This window comes from Rhizobium sp. GR12, from assembly GCF_036596185.1.
GTDB lineage: Bacteria > Pseudomonadota > Alphaproteobacteria > Rhizobiales > Rhizobiaceae > Agrobacterium > Agrobacterium nepotum.
Window position 1 is genome coordinate 140,410 of the sequence record NZ_JASXTH010000007.1, and the last position, 17,173, is coordinate 157,582.

At 60.3% G+C, this 17,173-nt stretch carries 17 protein-coding genes; 4 read left to right on the plus strand and 13 right to left on the minus strand.

Annotated elements, in window-relative coordinates:
* Positions 1-95: 95 nt before the first annotated feature.
* The 10 genes from QSK43_RS13955 to QSK43_RS14000 are packed head-to-tail and all read right to left on the minus strand — an operon-like array spanning position 96 to position 11,027.
* Complete coding sequence (locus QSK43_RS13955; RefSeq protein WP_332303920.1) at positions 96-824, minus strand: ribonuclease activity regulator RraA; 729 nt, start codon at positions 822-824, stop codon at positions 96-98.
* 34 nt (positions 825-858) lie between these two features.
* Positions 859-1,656 (minus strand): NAD-dependent epimerase/dehydratase family protein, encoded by a 798-nt coding sequence (locus tag QSK43_RS13960; protein WP_332303921.1) that lies wholly within the window; start codon positions 1,654-1,656, stop codon positions 859-861.
* A 17-nt stretch (positions 1,657-1,673) separates the two neighbouring features.
* Complete coding sequence (gene araD, locus QSK43_RS13965) at positions 1,674-3,398, minus strand: L-arabinonate dehydratase (protein ID WP_332303922.1); 1,725 nt, start codon at positions 3,396-3,398, stop codon at positions 1,674-1,676.
* Positions 3,399-3,437: 39 nt separating this feature from the next.
* Positions 3,438-4,517 (minus strand): ABC transporter ATP-binding protein, encoded by a 1,080-nt coding sequence (locus QSK43_RS13970; RefSeq protein WP_332303923.1) that lies wholly within the window; start codon positions 4,515-4,517, stop codon positions 3,438-3,440.
* Positions 4,518-4,540: 23 nt separating this feature from the next.
* The gene (locus tag QSK43_RS13975) at positions 4,541-5,584 is read right to left on the minus strand and encodes a carbohydrate ABC transporter permease (RefSeq protein ID WP_332303924.1); all 1,044 of its coding nucleotides are present in this window, start codon (positions 5,582-5,584) and stop codon (positions 4,541-4,543) included.
* A complete protein-coding gene (locus QSK43_RS13980) occupies positions 5,577-6,545 on the minus strand; it encodes a carbohydrate ABC transporter permease (RefSeq protein ID WP_332303925.1) in 969 nt (322 codons plus the stop codon). Before QSK43_RS13980 ends, QSK43_RS13975 begins: the two co-directional genes overlap by 8 nt.
* A 59-nt stretch (positions 6,546-6,604) precedes the next feature.
* Positions 6,605-7,873 carry an ABC transporter substrate-binding protein gene (locus QSK43_RS13985; RefSeq protein ID WP_332303926.1) on the minus strand — a complete coding sequence of 423 codons (1,269 nt, stop codon included), beginning with the start codon at positions 7,871-7,873 and terminating at the stop codon, positions 6,605-6,607.
* A 22-nt stretch (positions 7,874-7,895) separates the two neighbouring features.
* On the minus strand, positions 7,896-8,969 hold the full coding sequence (locus QSK43_RS13990) for a Gfo/Idh/MocA family protein (protein ID WP_332303927.1): 1,074 nt from the start codon (positions 8,967-8,969) through the stop codon (positions 7,896-7,898).
* The gene (locus tag QSK43_RS13995) at positions 8,966-9,982 is read right to left on the minus strand and encodes a Gfo/Idh/MocA family protein (protein WP_332303928.1); all 1,017 of its coding nucleotides are present in this window, start codon (positions 9,980-9,982) and stop codon (positions 8,966-8,968) included. The genes QSK43_RS13990 and QSK43_RS13995 overlap by 4 nt, the downstream gene beginning before the upstream one ends.
* Positions 9,975-11,027 carry a Gfo/Idh/MocA family protein gene (locus tag QSK43_RS14000; protein WP_332303929.1) on the minus strand — a complete coding sequence of 351 codons (1,053 nt, stop codon included), beginning with the start codon at positions 11,025-11,027 and terminating at the stop codon, positions 9,975-9,977. Before QSK43_RS14000 ends, QSK43_RS13995 begins: the two co-directional genes overlap by 8 nt.
* Before the next feature lie 106 nt (positions 11,028-11,133).
* Between QSK43_RS14000 and QSK43_RS14005 the strand changes: the two genes are divergently transcribed.
* Both QSK43_RS14005 and QSK43_RS14010 read left to right on the plus strand, forming a co-directional pair.
* Complete coding sequence (locus tag QSK43_RS14005; protein WP_332303930.1) at positions 11,134-11,847, plus strand: GntR family transcriptional regulator; 714 nt, start codon at positions 11,134-11,136, stop codon at positions 11,845-11,847.
* Positions 11,848-11,884: 37 nt separating this feature from the next.
* Positions 11,885-12,808: an SMP-30/gluconolactonase/LRE family protein gene (locus QSK43_RS14010; RefSeq protein WP_332303931.1), complete on the plus strand. Its 924-nt coding sequence runs from the start codon at positions 11,885-11,887 to the stop codon at positions 12,806-12,808.
* Positions 12,809-12,877: 69 nt separating this feature from the next.
* Here QSK43_RS14010 and QSK43_RS14015 read toward each other — a convergent pair whose 3' ends face one another.
* Genes QSK43_RS14015 through QSK43_RS14025 form a run of 3 tightly spaced genes read right to left on the minus strand, consistent with a single transcriptional unit; the run spans position 12,878 to position 15,026 of the window.
* Entirely contained in the window at positions 12,878-13,474 is a 597-nt protein-coding gene (locus tag QSK43_RS14015; RefSeq protein ID WP_332303932.1) for an NUDIX domain-containing protein, read from the minus strand.
* A gap of 27 nt (positions 13,475-13,501) precedes the next feature.
* Positions 13,502-14,347 (minus strand): PhzF family phenazine biosynthesis protein, encoded by an 846-nt coding sequence (locus QSK43_RS14020; RefSeq protein WP_332303933.1) that lies wholly within the window; start codon positions 14,345-14,347, stop codon positions 13,502-13,504.
* Between the two features lie 49 nt (positions 14,348-14,396).
* On the minus strand, positions 14,397-15,026 hold the full coding sequence (locus QSK43_RS14025; RefSeq protein WP_332303934.1) for a LysE family translocator: 630 nt from the start codon (positions 15,024-15,026) through the stop codon (positions 14,397-14,399).
* Positions 15,027-15,178: 152 nt separating this feature from the next.
* Here QSK43_RS14025 and QSK43_RS14030 point away from each other — a divergent pair, with 152 nt between their 5' ends.
* Together QSK43_RS14030 and QSK43_RS14035 are read left to right on the plus strand one after the other, a co-directional pair.
* Positions 15,179-16,504, plus strand: coding sequence for an aminotransferase-like domain-containing protein (locus QSK43_RS14030; RefSeq protein ID WP_332304089.1), 1,326 nt, complete (start codon positions 15,179-15,181; stop codon positions 16,502-16,504).
* A gap of 57 nt (positions 16,505-16,561) precedes the next feature.
* Positions 16,562-17,170, plus strand: coding sequence for a nucleotidyltransferase domain-containing protein (locus QSK43_RS14035; RefSeq protein ID WP_332303935.1), 609 nt, complete (start codon positions 16,562-16,564; stop codon positions 17,168-17,170).
* The last annotated feature ends 3 nt before the right edge of the window (positions 17,171-17,173 follow it).

Here is a 17,173-nt window from a genome sequence, read left to right on the forward strand (position 1 = left end):
CGCAGTTCGGAGGACGCCCACGAACTCGCCCGCATGGGCGGATACCACCCATGCGGAGTTCTCCATCAGATCATCGATGGCAAAGGATGCTTATCTCAACCGTTCGATTTTCCCGAACCGTCTCTCTGTTCGCGCCATATGGCGAATGCCTTCTGGTGCTCGTCCTTTGTGCAGGGGTAAAGGCCGATGATGGTTGCGCCGCCCTTGACCTGTTCGACGACGAAATCTTCGTAAGCGGTCATTTCCACCGCTTCCGCCGCTACTTCATCGGCAATTCCGGCGGGGATGACGATGACGCAATCCGCATCGCCGACGATGATATCGCCGGGGAAAATCGGGGCGTCCCCGCAGCCTATCGGGCCGTTGATTTCAATCGCTTCGTGTTTCGTGAGATTGGTGGGGCTGGACGGGCGGTTGTGATAGGCAGGTATATCCAGTTCCGCAATCGTTGCCGCATCGCGGAAACCGCCATCCGTGACCACGCCGGCCGCACCACGCACCATCAGGCGCGTGATGAGAATATCGCCAGCAGATGCAGCACTCGGGTCTTTGCGGCTATCCATGACCAGTACATGGCCGGGCGGGCAGGTTTCGATGGCGACGCGCTGGGGATGCGCGGGGTTGCGGAATTCCACCAGTTGGTTGCGGTCCTCGCGGGCGGGCATGTAACGCAGGGTAAAAGCAGGCCCAACCATGTTCGCGCCCTTGTGGCCAAGCGGATGGACACCCTGAATGACCTGGTTTCGCAGGCCGCGCTTGTATAGTGCGGTCGCGAGCGTGGCGACGGAAACCGTCATCAGTTTTTCCCGGGTTTCTGTATTCATCATAATCTCCTCGAATGACGTAAGTGTCTGCACATCAGTTTTTGTGGATCGGCTCGTCTATGAAAACGCCGCCCTGGTATTTCGCGATTGCGGCATCGGGGCCGGGGCGTGGAACGTCGCGTTCGATATCGCCCCGGAAGCTTGCGGCGTTGTCGCGCGGCTGCCAGCCGAGAAAATCGACATGGGAGTTATCCCACCAGCTGTCGTCATTGGCGGAGACGCCCCAGATGACCGGGCAACCGAGTTTTGGCGCGCGGAACACCGCCTCGACCAGGGACACCAGATCGTCGTGGCTTAGCCAGGTGGACAACATGCGCCAGTTGCTGGGCTTCTCCTCGCAGGAGCCGATGCGCACGATGGCCGTCTCCTGTCCGAACTTGGAATGGTAGAGGCTCGCCATCGCCTCGCCGAAAATCTTTGAAACGCCGTAGAGGCCATCCGGCAGAAACGGCGTTTGCGGCGACAGCTGCTCACCCTGCGGATAATATCCGATCGTGTGGTTGCTGGAGGCGAACAGGATGCGCGGCAAGCCGTTGAGCCTTGCTGCCTCGTAAAGATTATAGACACCGCGCAGATTGGCGGCCTCGATGGGGTCGTAAGCCTTTTCGACGGAGATGCCGCCGAGATGGACGATGCCGTCGCAATCCTTCACCAGCGCATGGACAGCGGCCTCGTCTTCCAGAGAGCAGCGAACGATCTCTTCATTCGCGGCCGCCGCGCCCATATCAACGACATCCGAAAGACGGATGACTTCGGCAAGGTGGCCGAGCCTGCCGCGCAACATGTTGCCCAGCTTGCCGCCGGCGCCCGTTATCAGCAAACGTTTCATCATTTTTGTGCGCTCTCGTATCAGAATATGTCTGGTTCGCCGGCGGTGCGGCCGAAATCGGTCTGCAGGAAATCGAAATCGCATCCGGCATCCGCCTGGGTAACGTGTTTCGAGAAGATGTAGCCATAACCGCGCTCGTAACGCGGCGGCGGCGCCTGCCATGCGGCTCGGCGGCGTGCGATTTCCTCTTCGCTGACCAGCATGTCGAGACGACGTTGCGGCAGATCGAGCCGCACGATATCGCCAGTCTTTAGGAGCGCAAGCGGGCCGCCGACAAAGCTTTCCGGCGCAACATGAAGAACGCAGGCGCCGTAGGAGGTGCCGGACATGCGGGCATCGGAGATGCGGACCATGTCGCGATGGCCCTTCTTGATGAGCGCCTTGGGGATGGGCAGCATGCCCCATTCGGGAAAGCCAGGGCCACCCAGCGGACCGGCATTGCGCAGAACCAGAACGTGATCGGGCGTCACATCCAGATTTTCATCGTCGATTGCCGCCTTCATCTCGGGATAGCTGTCGAAGACCAGTGCCGGGCCTTCATGGACATGGAGTTTCGGGTCGCAGGCGGCGGGTTTGATGACCGCGCCATCCGGGCAGAGATTGCCGCGCAGGACGGCAAGCGATCCTTCCGCGTAAACGGGATTATCCAGCGAACGGATGACGTCGTCATTATAGACCCGCGCGCCTTCGAGGTTTTCGCCCATACTGCGGCCGGTGACGGTGAGCACGGAACAGTCCAGCCGGCTTTCGATCTGCTTCATCAGGGCCCGCAGGCCGCCCGCATAATAAAAATCCTCCATCAGATAATCTTTGCCGGAGGGGCGGACATTGGCGATGAGCGGCGTGACGCGGCCGAGTTCGTCCAGTTCGTCGAGCGTCAACGGCACGCCGGCGCGGCGCGCCATGGCGATCAGATGCACGACGGCATTGGTGGAGCAGCCGGTCGCCATGGCGACGATGGCGGCATTGCGCACCGCGGGGGCGGTGAGAATGCGATCCGGCGTCAGGTCTTCCGCCACCATTTCCACGATGCGCCGGCCGCAGGCGGCCGACATGCGCTGGTGTTCGGCATCCACGGCGGGGATGGAGGAAGCGCCCGGCAAAGTGAGGCCGAGCGCATCGGTTATCGCCGTCATGGTCGATGCCGTGCCCATGGTCATGCAAACACCGGCGGAGCGGGCAATGCCGCCCTGCACGCCGCGCCATTCCTCATCGCTGACATTGCCGGCGCGTCGCTCGTCCCAGTATTTCCAGGCGTCCGAGCCGGAGCCCAGCACCTTGCCGGCATAGTTGCCGCGCAGCATCGGGCCGGCCGGCAGGTAGATCATCGGCACGCCGGCCGAGATCGCTCCCATGACGAGGCCGGGCGTCGTCTTGTCGCAACCGCCCATCAACACCACGCCGTCAAGCGGATGCGAACGGATCATTTCTTCCGCCTCCATCGCCAGCATGTTGCGGTAAAGCATCGAGGTCGGCTTGGTGAAACTCTCATCGACTGAAAGCGACGGCATCTCGACCGGGAAGCCGCCCGCCTGAAGGACGCCACGTTTCACATCCTTCACGCGTTCGGGAAAATGCGAGTGACACGTATTCAACTCCGACCAGGTGTTGAGAATGCCGATGACGGGCTTGCCGCCAAAATCCTCCTCCGAATAGCCCAGCTGCATCATGCGCGAGCGGTGGCCGAAACTGCGCAGATCGTCGGGCGCGAACCAGCGGGCGGAACGGAGTTTTTTGTCGGTCATGTCAAAGGTCCTGCTTTCGGGGCGCGTGGCGACGGAGGCTTAGTCCTGCTTCAGCGTCAGCCCGCTTTTCGTATCGAAGAGATGGATGTGTTGCAGCGGCGCCGACATATGGATGACTTCGCCGGCCGATGTCGAGGTCTGCCCCGAAAGATGCAGCGTCACATGGCTGCCGTCACCAAGGCTTCCATAGAGATAGGATTCCCCGCCAAGCTGCTCTGCCGTGCGCACGGACATGGTCAACGCGCCATCAGGTGTGGGTTGCACATGGTTGGGACGGATGCCGAGTGTGACCTTCTGGCCGGACGCGTAGGAAAAACCGCTCTGCGGCAGCGGGATCAATTCGCCGGTGGCGATTTTAAGGGACGGCTGACCGTCCGTTACTACTTCGCCCGCGAAGAAGTTCATTTTCGGCGAACCGATGAAGCCTGCAACGAAGAGGTTTGCCGGGCGATTATAGAGATCGAGAGGAACGCCAAACTGCTCGAGCTTTCCGGCACGCAGCACGGCGATCTTGTCGGCCATCGTCATGGCCTCGACCTGATCGTGGGTCACGTAGATCATGGTGTTGCCGAGGCGGCGATGCAGGCTGGAAATCTCGCCACGCATGTCCACACGCAGTTCCGCATCGAGGTTCGACAGCGGCTCGTCGAACAGGAAAACCCGCGGTTCGCGCACGACGGCGCGACCGATCGCGACGCGCTGGCGCTGGCCGCCCGACAGATCCTTCGGCCGCCGTTCAAGCAGCTGGTCGATCTGCAGCATCTTGGCCACCTGTGAAACCTTCTCGACGATGTCTTTTTTCGGCGTTCCGACGTTTTCGAGGCCGAAGGACAGGTTTTCCCGAACCGTCATATGCGGGTAGAGCGCATAGGACTGGAACACCATCGCAAGCCCGCGATCTGCGGCGGGAACCGCGTTGACCACGTCGCCGCCGATGACGATATCGCCGCCGGTCAGCTCCTCAAGACCGGAGATCATGCGCAGCAGCGTCGATTTTCCGCAACCGGAAGGGCCGACGAAAACACAGAACTCGCCGTGCTTGATGTCGAGGTCGATACCCTTGATGACGTCGAGGGCGCCATATGTTTTTTTGACCTGACGAAGCTCTATACTTGCCATTGTCTCATTCCCTCCCTTGAGGATTATTTACCGCCGGTCGATGCGATGCCGGTGGCGATGTATTTTTGCAGGAACATGAAGACCAGTGCGATGGGCAAAAGCGTCAGCACCGTCATGGCCAGCAGGTTGCTCCATTCCGTCGCCATTTCTCCCTGGAAGGAGTTGAGCGCCAGTTGCAGCGTGAAATTGTCGTTGCGCGTCAGCACGATTAACGGCCACAGGAAGTCGTTCCAGCGCCACATGACGGCGAGAATGGCCAGCACCGCCAGCGCCGGTGCCGAAAGCGGCAGGATGATGCGCCAGTAGATTTTCCATTCGCTGGCCTTGTCCATGCGCGCCGCATCGAGGATTTCATCCGGAATGGTCAGCATGTACTGGCGCAGCAGGAATACCCCTGTTGGTGTGGCCGCTCCTGGAATGATCACGCCCCACAGGCTGTTGATCATGCCGAGCTGGCTGGTGATGAGAAAAAGCGGCACAAGCACGACGGTCTGCGGGATCATCAACGTTCCGACGACAAGCGCCAGGACCACGCCTCTGCCTTTGAAGCTGTATTTCGACAGCGCGAAGGCTGCCATGGAGTTGACGATCAGCATGATGACGGTCGACGTCACGGTGATGAAGGTAGAGTTCCAGAAATAGAGCGGAAAGTTGAAGCGCTGGAAGAGTTCGGTGTAGTTCTCCGTCGCCAGTGCCACCTTCTCGGCCGGGCGTAGTTCATTGAACGGCGTCTTCATGACTTCGCCGGGTTTTGCCGGATCCACCACCTGGGCGATGAGCCCGACGCGCCTGATCATGCCGAGCTTGCGGCCTTCCCTGTCGACGAAGGCCGGCAAAGGTGCTGCTTGACCGTCGATGACGACCGTTTCCTGCGCATAGGGAAGCAGGCGTGGCGGAAAGCGCTGAAGGTCGGCTTCCGTCTTGAAGGACGACAGGACGAGCCAGACGACGGGGCCGAACATCATCAGGACGGCAACGCCGAGATAGGCGTAGGACAGCCAGTCGGTCCAGTGCAGTTTGCCGTTTCTGCCGCGTGTGCGGGTTAGAAATGCGCCAATCCTAGCCATCGACTTTGCTCCTGTTGGCCCGGAATTGCAGGGCGGTCAACACCACGAGAACGACGGCGAGCAGCAGCGAAGCGGCTGCGGCCAGTCCGAAATTGCGCGGCGTTCCGGCAAAACCAGTCTGATAGATGAATTGAATGATGAAGGTGGTCGCCGAACCCGGACCACCGCCAGTAAACGCGAAGACCTCGTCGAAGGTCTGCACGCCCTTGATGAGCGACAGGACGAGAACCACGAGCATTGTCGGGGCGAGAAGCGGCATCGTGATCCGGCGGAAAATCCGCCACGGGCTTGCCTTGTCCAGCTGCGCTGCCTCATAGACATCGCGCGGAATGGCCTGAAGGCCGGCGAGAAGAATGAGCGTATAAAAGCCCATATGCGCCCAGACGGACAGGAATACCGACCAGCCGAAGGCGAGGTTGGCCTCCAGCAGCCAGTCCACCGAACCGATGCCGAGGGAATCGAGCGCAGCGTTTAGGACGCCGAAACGCTGAAGTATCCACTTCCATATCAGCGCCACGACCACCGGTGAAAGCAGCACAGGGAAGAAGAAGACGGCGCGGAAGAAACCGCGTGCCCTGATGTCACGGTTGAGAACGACCGCCGTAATCAGCGAGAAGCCCACCATGAACCCGACCTGCAACACGACGAAGAAAAGCGTGTTCCAGACGGCGCGCCAGAAAAGATCGCGCTGACAGGAATTGGGATCGAAATAGTTCTGGCACGACAGAAGGACCGAGAAGTTTTCGCCGCCCACGGATGGACGCTCTGACAGCAGGATATGTTCGCTGCCGGTCACTGAATAAGCCATGTTGAGAATGATCGGCAAAAAAGCGAAGACCGCAAACAACAGGAGATTGGGTGTCAGGAACACCCAGGCGATGCGCCGATGCCCAAGCATTTTCTGCAAGAAGGCGAAAGGCAGCTCGATGATGCCCATGACGGGCGCGAGAAGTCTGTACATTGATGGGTCCTCCTTCGATCCGGCGCGGCGCGGCAAGGGCCGCGCCGGAAGGCGATGGATCACTTCGCCTGTTTCAACGCTTCCTCAAGATCGGTCTTCGCACGCGCCATGGCGTCGTCAACCGAACTTTCGCCAACAATCGCCTGCGTGACGCGCTGGACGGAGATGTTGAACATCGCACGGTTGTTCTTGTAGCCCTGATAGGCGTAGGCGATGGGGCTGATGCCGGGGACCTGATCCAGCCATGCATTCATGGCCTTCTGTGTCGCCGGTGTCGCGCCGGTGTAGGTGATAGCCTTGGCGCCAACGGCCTTCTGAGCCGGGACGTTGCGGGTACGGACGGTGAAATCGAGGTAATTTTCGTCCTGTGCGAGGAAGTTCAGAATATCCGCGACGATCTTCGGGTTCTTGGTCTGTTTGAAGCCCACGATTCCCGTTCCGCCCGGCATGCCTGTGCAGGCGGCCGGTCCGCATGGCTGCGACACGACTTCCCAGTCGAAAGCATCGCCGACCTGGCTGTCGAAGCGCGCTGTCTGCCAGCTGCCGGAATAGTAATAGACAAGCTGACCGTTGATGAATTCCTGCGCCGCGTCGCGGTAGGTGTTGCCGCCCTGGCCGGCCCAGACGTCACGCGCCATGGTGCCGTCCTTGTTCCACTCGACGAATTTCTTCACGAAGGTGGTGAAACCCTCGTCGACGAGGATCGGCTTGCCGTCGGCGCCGAAAAGTTTCGCACCGTAGGAAATAGCCGGACCGGCGATACGGTGGCCGGAGCGATCGATCGCCATGGGATACGGCGAACCGGTGGCCTTCGCCACTTCGTTTGCGGCCTTGGCCCAGTCGTCAAAGGTCGCATCCTTGCCGGGAACGGCGACTTTCGCCTGATCGAACAGGGTGCGGTTGATGAAGGCGCCGGTGATGGTAAGCTGCGTCTGCATACCATAGATGCCCTTGTCGTCGGGGCCGCTGCGATACCATTTCAGCACATCGCCGAAATTATCCTGCCAGTATTTCGCATCCACATAGGGCGTCAGATCGAGATAATAGCGGTTGAGGCCGCCAAGATCGGTGACGGTTGCGAAATCCGGGCCGCTGCCGCCGGCCAGCTGCACCGGCAGGCCTTCGAGAAGCGCCTTGTAAGGCACCACATCCGTGACGATCTTGACGTCAGGATGCTGTTTTTCGTAACGCGCAAGAATGTCCTTCAGGACCTCGCAGCCGTTGCCGTCATAGGCACAGGTGAAACGAACTTCCTGTGCCTGGGCAGCGCCGGCAAAGGAAGCCGTCCCCAAGGCCAAGGCAAACGCCAGGCTGTATTTTCTGCTCATCTGGTTTCCTCCCTTTAGATGATTATGCCGTGGCGGACGCGCGCGGAGCCCAACCCTTGAACCGTTCATTTTCAGCGGTAAGCGGCAGGCGAACGACCGTGCCCTCCTGTACCGATGTGTAGATGGCGGTTACGAGTTCGATGGACTGCAAGCCGTCCGTAATCGTCACTTCCTTGCCCTCGCGACCCTCCATCGCATTGGCAATCGCCTCGACGAAACCGGTAAAGCCGTTTTCGCCATCTTCCACCGTTGCGAGAACGGCGTCGATCTGATCCTGCGTGGTCGGTGCCCGCGCTGTGAAGTGCCATTTGTCTTCCGCCGGACGATAAGGCAGCGTTCCGCTTTCGGCCGTGAAGCCTTCGAAGCAGAACCGCAGACGGGACGTGTCGTCGGCAGCACCAAGCGTGACCGAGGAGGTGGCGAGCGCGCCGCTCTTCATGCGGAAGCTGATGGCGGCGCAGTCTTCAGTTTCGATCTTGTTCACCCGTGTATCAGCCATGGCGAAGACCTGTTCCACCGGGCCTAGGACATGGCAGAGAAGATCGTGGGCATGAATGGCGTGACCGAGGATCGCGCCGCCGCATTCACCCTTCCAGGTGCCGCGCCATGGAATATCATAGTAGCTCGCGCCACGGTTCCAGTGCACTTCCGAGCTTGCCACATAGGCCTTGCCGGCAAGTCCGGCGTCGATAAGCGCGCGCAGCTGCCGCAAGGCGTGGCCAAAACGATACTGGAAAACCGGGAAAACCTGTCTTCCGGTCTGCTTAACGGATTCCAGCAGTGCGCTTGCCTCTTCCAGCGAGCGCACCAGCGGCTTTTCGCAGACGACGTCCTTGCCGGCCGCGTGCGCTTTCAGCGCGACGGGGAAATGCAGGTGCGGCGGCAGGCAGATATCGATGAGTGAAATGCTGTCATCGGCCAGAACTTCGTCGAGATCCGTTGTCAGATGAATGGACGATCCTTCGCCCGTAACCGAGCGGGCGCGTTCCAGATCCAGATCGCAGATGGCCTTGACGGTAAAACGTTCCGGCAGCGCCAGATAACCGCTCAGATGCTGCGCGCCGATGCCGGCGCCGATAATGGCGACGCCGATCATGCTGTGGTTCCTTCGGCTTTGGCCTGCGCCTGAAGCGAGAGGTCGCATACCTTGAAGACATGTTCCTGCGTCATGGCCGTTTCCGTGCGGTTGCGGATATCGTCGCACACACGGGCAAAGTAAGGCAGGCCGGCGTCGGATGCGTCGATATATTCGCAACGGTCGCCGTTCACGAGGATCAGCCGGTCGGTGCCTTCGGTATTGCCGACATCGACGTATTTGCGCAGTTCGATATAACCTTCGGTGCCGAGGATCGTCAGGCGGCCGTCACCCCATGTCGGCAGCGCATCCGGCGTGTACCAGTCAACGCGAATGTAGCCGTGGCCGCGGTCGCCGCGCAGCAAGACTTCGCCGAAATCCTGAAGACCTGGATCCTTGGGATTGGCGTAATTTGCAACGGTGGCCGAAACGATTTCAACTTCGGTCGAACCCGTGAAGAACATGAACTGGTCGATCTGGTGGCTGGCAATATCGGTCAGAATGCCGCCGTAAGCCTCGCGTTCGAAGAACCATTTCGGGCGGATCTGCCTGTTAAGGCGGTGCGGCCCCACGCCGACCGTCTGAATGACGCGGCCGATAGCGCCCTGCGCAACCAGTTCGGCTGCCTTGGTGACGCTGGGAACTTCGAAGCGCTCCGAGAAATCAACAGTCCAGATTCTTCCGGTCTTGGCGACAGTCTGGCGAAGGCGATCCAGTTGGTCGAAAGTGGTGCAGCCCGGCTTGTCAGACATCACGTCCTTGCCGGCTTCCATGGCGGCGATGGCAAGATCGGCGCGCTTGGAGGGAATATCGGCAATGACGACGAGATCTATGCTTTGATCAGCCAGCAAATCCTCTTTGGAAGCGGCGCGCGGCACATCCGGGAAGCGCTTTACAAAGCCTTCGACCACGTCCGGTTCGCCTTCCGTCCACCAGCCCGCAAATTGTGCGCCGGCATCGAGCAGGTTCTGCGCCATGCCGAAAATGTGCCTGTGCTCTATGCCGAGAGCCACGAACTTGATTGGTTTACTCATCCTGCAGTTCCACTTCTTTGCCGGTTTCGGCCGAGTTTATGATCGCGTCGATCAGTCTGTGAGACAAAAGGGCTGCCTCACCGGTGACGACCGGCGGGCGACCTGAGGAGATGGCGTCCACGAAATCCTCGAAGACGCCCTGATGCCACTCATGCGTAAAGGCCATGGGATCCGCACCGCCGCCGGTGCCGGATGCCGCGCCGCCGAACGTTTCCTGGCGGCCATCGCGCCAGTCGACGTGCAGCAGGCCGGATGCGAGCCGCAGGGTGGCATTATCAAAATGCAGAAGAATGGATTCGGGCGCACCGGGAAAACTTGCGGTGCTGGCGACCAGCGAACCGACCGCGCCGTTCCTGAAACGCAGGCCGGCGGAAACATAATCTTCCGTTTCCATCCTGTGGAACCGCGTGGTCGCTGCCATCGCCTGGACGCGGGCAACGCCGCCTGCAAGGCTGAGTGCGAGGTCTATCGTATGGATGGCCTGCGATATCAGGACACCGCCGCCATCGCGCGCCAGCGTTCCGCGTCCTGGCTCGTCATAATAGGCCTGGGTACGCCACCACGGCACGGAAATCTCGCAAAGACCAAGTTCGCCGAGGCTGCCGGATGAGACCAGCTCGCGTGCTTTCTGCGATGCAGCCCGCATGCGGTGCTGGAAAATGATGCCGAGCGTGACGCCCGCGTTCCGACACAGCGCAACGAGATCACTCGCTTCCCGCGTGTTGCGGGCGACTGGCTTCTCCAGAAGAATATGTTTGCCGGCTCTTGCAAGCGGCCCGACGATATCCGCACGCGCATTGGGCGGCGTCGCGATGATGGCGAAATCGACATCGGTGTCAGCCGCAGCTTCTTCCACCGTCGAATAAACGACGACATCATGACCGGTATGTCTGGAAGCTTCGGCGGCCAGCGCTTTCGCGCGGCCGGAACCACCGTCGACGATACCTTTCAAACGAATTTTTTCAGGGCTTGCCGCACAGGCGAGCACATGCGTCTTCGCTACCATTCCGGCACCAACGATGACGCAGGTCTTGATATTTTGCATTCGGGAGCCTCCTTCCCACGGCCATTCATTTGCATACCGGTATGCCGGTTGTCAACACACCAGTGTTCCGGTATACCGGTTGTAACAAGAGCCGTTTGGAGAGCGCATGCCAAAAATCCCGACGACAGGTGGTACAGTGCCGACGATGGAAAGACTGGACTTCAACCGGCCGGTCGTGGACCAGATTTATTCCGCGCTGAAATCGGCTATCCTTTCGCGGGAGCTTTTCCCGGGCCAGGCCGTGTCGGAAAACGAGATCGGTCAGTCGTTCAATTCCAGCCGCACCCCGGTGCGGGAGGCTTTGAGCCGGCTGCGTGACGATGGGCTGATCGTTACCCTGCCGAGCCGTGGGACTTATGTTTCCAAACTCTCGGAAAAACATATCCGCAGCGCCCAGTTCATTCGTGAGGCGCTAGAGGTCGCAGCAGCACGCAGGCTCTGCCAGACCGGCATTTCGGCCGAGGCGGACCAGGAAATCCTGCATGCCCTGGCCGGCCAGCGCGCGGCGATAGAGCTTCGCGACAAAAAGGCTTTCCGCGTGCATGACGACCAGTTTCACAGCGCCCTTGCCGCCGCGACCGGCCTCGAAAGGCTGGAGACCTTGCTGATCCGGGAAAAGGCGGGACTTGACCGTCTGCGGGCGCTTGCCATTACCGACGAAGCGCACATGGCCAGACTGCTGATGGAACATGAGGCCGTCTATAGTGCAATCAAGGCGCGTGAGGAGGAGAGTGCGGTGGAGTATTTGCGCCAGCATCTCCGGCGTGTCCTCGGCATTCTTTCGCAAATCTTCGAGGTACATCAGGAATATTTCGAATAACGCCACGCTGCGCAATTCAATGGTTCAGACGAGAGACATGAAAACAGCAAACTTCGACAACGCGCCTGCGATCGATCAGGCGAGACTATTGTGCGATGAAATCAGCACTCTCGCGGAAAGCCCGGTCTGGGACGAAAGACGCCAAATCCTGTTCTGGTGCGACATTCTCGGCAGGAAGGTGCGTTCCTCCGGTCTGGGCGGTGTCCAGTATCGTGAATGGGCGTTCCCGGAAACGGTCTCCAGCCTCGGGCTCTGTCGGAGCGGTGACCTGATTGTCGCATGCGGAATGAGTGTACTCATCCTCAACCCGGAAAGCGGTGAGGTAGGCATCCTTCATTCCATTTCCGCGCCAGATGGCATTGCCTGTCGGCTGAATGACGGACGAGTCGGCCCGGATGGAGCTTTCTGGGTTGGTACCATGCACAATGTGCCCCTCCCGCAGATGCAGCCCCATGGAGAGCTTTGGCGCGTGACGAAGAACGCGGCCGAACGCGTCCAGACCGGACTGACATGTCCGAACGGTCTCGCCTTTTCGCAGGACGGTTCCGTCATGTGGCAAAGCGACTCCGTGCAGAAATGGATACGCAAGCGGAAATTCGACAAAACCAACGGCGTATTCGATGAAGGCGTGCTGGTTGCACAAATGGAGGAAGAGACCGGAAGGCCTGATGGCGGCTGTCTGGATTCAAGCGGCCGATATTGGAGCGCCGGCGTCTCTGCCGGCGTCTTGAACATTTTCTCAGAGGACGGTAGCCGACAGATCGGGACAATAGAGATGCCGGTTCCGCATCCAACGATGCCCTGTTTTGGCGGACCTGATTTCGGCTCGCTTTTCGTGACGTCGCACCGTCACAATATGACGGAAGAGCAGCTGGGCCGGGTGCCTCTTTCGGGCGGTGTGTGGGTCATGCCGTCGGATATCAAGGGTTTTCCCGCATTCCGCTTTGACGATGGCACTTGAAACCCAGATCGTCCTGCTTATGCCGCAGCCCGGCTGCAACCGGCATCCGTAATAATCCGCAGGTCGGGATCAGCGTGTCCCGTGCTTTTCCTGCAAAAGCCGGATGGTGAGGTGCTGAAGCAGAATAATCGTCTTGGCGTCGCGAATATCGCCGCGGCCGATCATCTGCATTGCTTCAGGCAGGGCGATTTCGAGCACAGCTATGTCTTCCCCCTCGGCAGCGGAGCCGCCACCAGCGCCCACTTTATGGTTCTCGGCAAATTCGCCATAGAAGAATGCCAGATATTCCGTGACCGATCCGGGGCTCATATAGATATCGAACAGATGCGTGAGTTCGGAAACCTCATAACCGGTTTCCTCCATCAGTTCCGCACGCATGCGCGTCGCCGGGTCTGCGCCCTCCAGCAGTCCAGCGGGGGTCTCAATCAGTGATTCCAGGCCGCCGTTCAAAAGGACCGGCAACCGGAACTGGCGGGTCAGCAAAACATGATTGTTTGCCGGATTATACAACAGGCATGTCGCTCCGTTGCCACGGTCATATGCCTCCCGGGTCTGCCGTTGCCAGCTTCCGTCCCTCAGCTGGAGTTCATATTCATATTTGGTCAGCCGTCCCCAATCATCTGCCAATACGCGTTGGGAAATGGGCCGGTAAACACTGTTATCCATCAAGTCACCTCGTTTTCTTTTCGTCTTTTAAAGGCCGTGTAACCGGCCTTCGACATGCGTGTGCGTTTCGCCGCCAACCCATATCTGGCCGCCATCGTCGCGGGTCAGGTAAATGCGGCCGTCACGGCCAAGGCGCGTCCCTTGAGCGGCCACATAGTCTTCGGCGACCACACCGGTGGCAAACAACCACTGCGCCAGCGAGGCGTTCAGGCTTCCGGTGACGGGGTCCTCGGCGATGGCGCCCAGATGATCGCTGAAGAAGGCGCGCACCTCGAAGGCGGCCTCGCCGCCTTTTGCATGGGGGCCAATCACACCGACATCGATACGGCCGGGCCAGCTGCGGACCGGTTCGAGGGCAAGCACTTTCTCTGCCGATGCAAGCCTGATCCCCAGCCAACCCGGACCGTTGTCGATCCAGGCCGCATCGACGATGTCGCGGGACTCGATCCCCAATAGCCGCCGAGCCTCGTCCAGCTCTTCCGGCGTCGGTGCGCCGGAACGGATAAGCGGCGGCGCGGCAAAGGAAAGCCGCCCATGCGCGCGCCGGATCGTGACCAACCCCGCGCCGCATTCCTGAACGATACCCGTTTCGTTCTTGGGTGTGCCGCCGGCGGAGAGCCAGGCATGGCAACTGCCCAGTGTGGGATGTCCGGCGAAGGGCATCTCCCTGTCGAGCGAGAATATCCTGACCCGGTAATCGGCCTGGGGACGCGTGGGGGGCAGCAAAAATGTGGTTTCGGAAAGGTTGAACCACCGCGTCAATCGCTGCATTTCATCCGTCGTCAGATTGTCGGCACCGGTGATGACCGCCAGCGGATTGCCGGAAAGCGGCCCGGAACCGAAGACGTCGATCATATGGATAGCAAAGGTCATGACATCGCTCTTTCAGTTCGGATCGGTTGGTAGTGCGGAAGGTCGGCCGTCAGTTCTGCCAGACAAGCAGTTTAAGTCCTGCAACGGCAAATACCGCAGAAAGCACGGATTCGATCCAGCGTCGCAATCTCGTATAGAGCATTATCATCGAGGCGGTGGAAAAGAGCAGGGCATAACTGCCGAAAACAATGACGCCGAGGAGGGCGCAGCCGCCGATGATTGCCGGCAGCATGACGGCGGACGCGTCCGCGCGAAACCCCAGCGACATGATCGCTATCCACGACATGATGGCCTTCGGGTTTCCGATATGCATGATAAGGCCCTGCCGATAGAGCGTCCGATAGCGTGGCGTCGCGCGCCGGGCATTGGTACCCGCAAAATCGGAGACCGGTTTCAGGGCCGATCTGCCGGCGCGAAAGGCGAGATAAAGCAGGTAGACGCCGCCGACGATCTTGATGACGAAAAGCGCCTCGGCATAGGTGGTGAGCACGGCGGACAGACCGGTCGCCGTCAGGATGGCCCAGAAGAGCGAGCCGGTCATGACGCCAGCCGCCAAAACAAGGGCCGGCAGGCGGCCGTCACGCATCGCCGTTGCCATGATTGCCATGTTGCTGGGCCCCGGACTGGCGGTGGCGATGAGATAGGTGCCGTAGACGAGGGCGAGCTGGCTGGCGATCATTCGGGTTTTCTCCGGAAATCGAAGGGCTTCTCTGCGCTGTTGCTGGAGCGCCAAGAGCGTCGTCATAACCTATGTTGCACTTTCTGTTTATTGAAATAGTGTACCGTGACACTTTTGTTGAGGTTGCTCTCGTGCTGCTGCAATCCCCCTGGATGCCTCGCCTTGCAAACATCGAGGCGAATGCCGCCGAACGGCTGGTGTTTGCGCTTGCCGACGACATTATCGAGGGGCGGTTGACGGCCGGTGCCCGCCTGCCCGCCCATCGCGATCTCGCGTGGAAACTGGGCGTGGGGCTCGGCACGGTGACGAAAGCCTATGCCGTTCTTGAACGGCGTGGCCTGACGCGCAGCGTCAAGGGCCGGGGAACATTCGTGGCGCTGCGGGAAGCGCACAACGATCGGCAGATCGATCTTTCGTCCAACGCGCCGCCGGCCACACTCAACCCCCGCATTCTGGCGAAGACGCTGACCGGCATCGCGCGCAAGATCGATGCGGATCATTTCAATCTCTACGCGCCGCCCGCCGGACATGTGGAACACCGCCGCGTTGTGGCCCGCTGGCTCGAGACGCTGGGGCTGCCCGCCGATCCCTCGCATCTGGTGTTGACGAGCGGCGCCCGTCAGGCGCTGTCATTGGCCTTCGATCTCGCTTGCGGCCCGCACGGTCTGCTGCTGACCGAACGGATCACCTATCCCGGCGCGCTCGCACTTCTCCGGCGCAAAGGGTGCCGGATGCAGGGTGTGGAGATCGATGCCGAGGGGATGGTGCCGGAGGCGCTTGCTGAAGCGCTCGGTGGCACGAAACCGCACGGCGGCAGAGCGGTTTATCTGACGCCGACGCTGCACAATCCGACAACCGCTACCATGGGCGCTGTGCGGCGGCAGGCGATCGTAGATATTTGCCGCCGGGCAGGTGTCTGGATCGTCGAGGATGGTGTTTATGCGGCGTCCGACGCCGGTTCGCGCCCGTTGGCGGCATTGGCTCCTGATATCTCGCTGCATGTGAACGGGTTGTCCAAGTCGCTCGGTCCCGGTCTGCAAATCGGCGTGCTTGCGCTGCCGGCTGGACTGAAGGATGCAGCGGAACAGCTTTTGCAGGATGTGCCGATGGCCCCTTCGGCGCTCTCCTGCGCAGTGGTCGAGGACTGGCTGACCACCGGCGTCATCTCGTCGATCCAGCGGGATCTGCGTCATGAGGCACGGCGGCGCTCCGGTCTTGCCGTTTCCCTTTTCGGCACCGGGGATATTGTCTCGCATCCCGATGCATACAACGTCTGGCTACCGATGGAACGCGAAGCCGCCAATCGCTTCGTATCCATCGCCGCGGCGAGCGGTATAAGGTTGACCCCTCCAGGGTCCATGATGGTGGAGCCGGAAGATCAGAAAAGCGGTATTCGTCTTTGCCTCGGCGGTCCGTCATTCGACGACTTGACCGGCGCGCTGACGCTTCTGGCAGGGTTGTTGAGGCGGGCGGCCTGACATCACCGGAGCTAAAATCGCCACCACGGCACCCAGAGGAAAAGAGACATTATAACCATGAGTAATCGCCCGATCGTACCCGACGAGGATGCATGGGAAGCTTGGAGCCCTGCCGAGCTATCCCGGCGACTGGACGGTGTAGCAAGACCGTGGTGCGTCGTTGGCGGCTGGGCTCTCGATCTCTGGCATGGAGGCAAGACACGCGAGCATGACGATCTCGAATTCACGGTCCTGCGTGAAGATCTGGGCATTTTCCGGCGCGAATTGAACGGTATGGAATTCTACACGGTCAATGACGGCGTGCTCGATCTGTTGAGCGCCGATCGGGAACCGGCGACGGAAATCTTCCAGATCTGGTGTTTCGACCGCGCCGCCGGCCGTTGGCGGGTCGATATGATGATCGAGCCGGGAACGAATGGCAGTTGGGTGTATAAGAGGGATTCGCAAGTTACACGGCCCCGGATCGAAATGGTCGCATTGACCGCCGACGGCATCCCTTACCTCAATCCCGCCGCCGTACTTCTGTTCAAGGCAAAGCACCGTCGGCCCAAGGACGAGGAAGACTTCGCAAATGCAGCACCGAAATTGCCAGCGCCTGAACGTCGATGGCTGCGGGATTGTCTTGATCGCTTGCACCCGGGCCACGAATGGGCAAAGGTGCTGTAAACG